This is a genomic window from Bartonella sp. AA9NXGY, from assembly GCF_042196845.1.
Lineage (GTDB): Bacteria > Pseudomonadota > Alphaproteobacteria > Rhizobiales > Rhizobiaceae > Bartonella.
In genome coordinates this window covers 1-972 of record NZ_JBHIRB010000088.1, presented here as the reverse complement: position 1 = coordinate 972, position 972 = coordinate 1, and the positions used below count along the sequence as shown (strand labels likewise).

Here is a 972-nt window from a genome sequence, read left to right as displayed (position 1 = left end):
GAAAATTCAAAGACTAACACAAGAGCTTAAACAGCGTGATGAAGCAGTAAAAGCGCCGCCTCATAAGAATAAGAAGAGTAAGAAGAAGGGTAAGTGAGGAGTGGATAAGATGACAGTTAAAAAGAAGTATGAATCTACTGATGAAACAATCGAAGTTAATGGAGTTACGCTTCATCGTATACGTGCTTTAAGAAATTTTAGAGATGTGTACGCAGGTGACTTAGGTGGCTTTATTGAAAATGAAAGCAATTTAAGTCATGAGGGAGACTGTTGGGTTGGGGACGATGCAAAGGTTTATGGTAGTGCTAGGGTTTACGGTCGAGCCAAGGTTTTTGGTAATGCCAACGTTTATGATAACGCTCATGTTTATGGCAATGCCATTGTTTATTTTGATGCTAAAGTTTTTGGTAATGCACATGTATACGGTACAGCAATAATTTGTGAAAATGCCCGTGTGTGTGGTGATGCATGGATTGATACAGGTTTTATTAGTGGTTGTGATTTAGTTAATAGTAGTAAAAAGAAATACGAACTTACAGACGATACAGTTGATCTCGGTCCTTTCAAGTTACACCGAATACGAGCATTGAGAAGCTTTGGCAAAGTAAAGAAAGGTGATTTAGGTGGCTGGGTAGAGAGTGAAGAGAACCTCAGTCACGAAGGTAATTGTTGGATTAGTGGTTTAGGGGCTGTTTTTGGTGGCGGCAGATTACGTGGTGATCACCTAGTTCCAAACTTTAATTACATTTCCAATACGACTTATAAATTGTCTATGTTAACACCACAACAATACATGGCATCTCTACCTTGGCACCGTAGAATATGGGAGCGACTCCGTTATTATTGGGAGTGCGGAATATGGCTTTAGAGCTTCATAAACGTGATGAATAATACAATTCTTTGTTTTGATCTAGGTACCAAAACGGGGTGGGCGATACGTGGTGCAAGTGGTGACATGTTCAGTGGTACCGT

Annotated in this window: 1 protein-coding gene; it reads left to right on the top strand. The window is 39.9% G+C overall.

Annotated features, from left to right (window positions below):
* Positions 1-109 precede the first annotated feature (109 nt).
* Entirely contained in the window at positions 110-868 is a 759-nt protein-coding gene (locus ACFIM6_RS09945; protein ID WP_375612681.1) for a hypothetical protein, read from the top strand.
* Positions 869-972 lie beyond the last annotated feature (104 nt).

Coding starts and splice junctions, on each gene's coding strand:
- ACFIM6_RS09945 (WP_375612681.1), top strand. CDS start 110: ATGACAGTTAAAAAGAAGTATGAATCTACTGATGAAACAATCGAAGTT.